Raw genomic sequence first — 2289 nt, forward strand, 5'->3', positions numbered from 1 at the left:
GGGCTGGGCGGGTCGTCGTGGCCGCCGCCACCGGTCAGGGCCAGCGCGCCGACGCCGAGCACCGCCCCGCCGGCGAGCGCGACCGCCGCCGCGATGACGAGCCCGCGGCGCGGCCCGTCCTGCGGTGGGCCTGACGGCACGTCCTGCGGCCCCGGCGGCGGCGCCGGCGCGGTGTGCGGGGTGGTGGACGAGCCGTTCCGCCGCGGGTCGGTGGTCTCCTGCGGCGCGGCGTCCGGATGCCAGGGTGAGGGCGGTGCTGGGGCGGCGGCCTGGGCGTTCTTCGCGGACGGAGACGGGGTGGTCGGCGCCCAGTCCGGCACCGGCGGAGGCCCCGGATGCTCGGGGAACGACAGGCGCGGCGCGGGCGGCGGTCCGGACGGCGGTTCCTGCAACGGCAGCGCGGACTGCGACCCGGTCGGATGCGGAAGGACCGACACCCCGCTCGCCGCCACGTCCGTCACCGGCAGCCCCAGGTCGGCCTGCACCTGCTGCAGCGCCTGCGCGAACTCCACCGCCGAGCCGTAGCGGTGCTCGGGCGCCTTCGCCATCGCGCGCCCGATGACGTCGGCGACCGGCGCGGGCACGTCCGGGCGCGGGATCGGGGGCGGCGGGTCGTTCAGGATCCGCAGCATCAGCAGCGCGATGCCCTCGCCCGGCGGCCCCTTGAACGCCGGGCGCCCGGCCAGCAGCTGGTACAGCGTGGAGCCGAGCGAGTAGATGTCCGCGCCGACGCCCGGCGGCCTGCCCTCCAGCACCTCCGGCGCGGCGTGGTGCGGGGTGAACGCCTGCGTGTGCGTGGCGTCGAACGAGTCGACCAGCCGGGCGATGCCGAAGTCGGCCAGCGCCGGCTCCCCGTACCGGGAGACCAGCACGTTCTGCGGCTTGACGTCGCGGTGCAGCACGTCGGTCTCGTGCGTGGCGGCGAGCGCGCCCGCCATCTTCACCCCGATGCGCAGCGTCTCGGCGACCGGCAGCGGCCCCTCCCGGGCGAGCCGGTCGGTGAGCGCGCCGTGCTCGAAGTACTCCATCGCGATGTAGGGGCGGCCGGACCGGGCCGTCCCGGTGTCCAGCACCGTCACGATGTTCGGATGCCCCGACAGCCGCCCGGTGATCTTGCACTCGCGCTGGAAGCGGCGCATCGCCGCGTCGTCGACCGAGCTGATCGACAGCACCTTCAGCGCGACCATCCGGTCCAGCCGCTCCTGGTGCGCGCGGTACACCACGCTGAAGCCGCCCTCGCCGACCTGCTCCAGCACCCGGTAGCCCGGGACGTCCTCGGTCATGGGCGGGGGGTCCTTCTCCGTCTCGTCCGGTGGTGGGCACCATCGCGGCGGGGGCGCGAGCGGCGGCCGGGGAGGTCCCCGGAGGCCAACAGCGTAGTACGGGGACGAATCGGGCGTAGGCGGTCTCGGTCCGGCGGCTCCGCGCGGACGGCCGCCGCGCCCTCTCCGTACGGAAATAGGCTGACATTTCTTTTGGCCTTCCTCATCGTTGCCCCAATTCCGCTCCACCGCGCGCCGGTGCCGCATAACCTCGGTCTCCGCGGTGCGAGGAACGCCGTGCCAGGGGAACGGAAGGGGGAGGGGCCCGCCGTGACGGAGGACGTCATCGCGCAGCCGGCGCAGGAATCGCCGCCCACGAAATCGCATTATGGAAATCTCGTCCGAATGGCGTATTTCGTTCTGCCGGGCCGCGGGAAACGCGTCTACCGGCTGGCGATCGCCCGCCGGATCGTGGACGCCACCGCCCGCGGTCCCCGCGACCGCACCGCACCGGGCCTCGCCCGCCGCCGCACCCGCGTGCTGCGCCGCGCGCTGCACCCCTCCCGCCGGCTGCAGATCGGCCTCGGCCCCTGGCTGCGCGCGCTCCCCGCGCGGCTGCCCGACCCGGCGCTGACCGCCGCGCTCGCCGAGCTCGACCCGTACGTCCGCGTCGCCTACGTGCTGCTGCGCATCGAGGGCCTGCCGAAGTACGCCGTCCGCGACCAGCTCCGCGAGCTGCGCGTGCGCGACCCGTGGCCCGTCATCGACGCCGCGTGCGCCGTCTCGATCCCCGTCCCGCGCCGCGCCGAGCGCTTCGACCCGGCGCACCTGCGGCCCGTCCGGACCCGCTCGGTGCTGCCGCTGGTGACCGCCGCCGCCCTCACCACGGCGCTGGTCGGCGTGCTGATCCACACCGGGGCCGAACCCGCCGCCGTCCGCACCGGCGCCCGGACGCCGCGGCTCGCCGCGGCCCCGCCGGCCGCCTGGACCCGCGGCGCCCGCACCCTGGACGCCTGGCCCGCGCGCG

Annotated in this window: 2 protein-coding genes; one reads left to right on the plus strand and one right to left on the minus strand. The window is 76.2% G+C overall.

The annotated features are described in order from the left end of the window. The coding region (locus tag F9B16_RS50130) for a serine/threonine-protein kinase (protein ID WP_151547302.1) at positions 1-1283 on the minus strand (1283 nt) is incomplete at its 3' end. A 384-nt stretch (positions 1284-1667) separates the two neighbouring features. On the opposite strand from F9B16_RS50130, the gene F9B16_RS50135 reads away from it, so the two are divergent. Further along, the coding region (locus tag F9B16_RS50135) for a hypothetical protein (protein ID WP_225992687.1) at positions 1668-2289 on the plus strand (622 nt) is incomplete at its 3' end.

This window comes from Actinomadura montaniterrae, from assembly GCF_008923365.1.
In the GTDB taxonomy this organism is placed as follows: Bacteria; Actinomycetota; Actinomycetes; order Streptosporangiales; family Streptosporangiaceae; genus Spirillospora; species Spirillospora montaniterrae.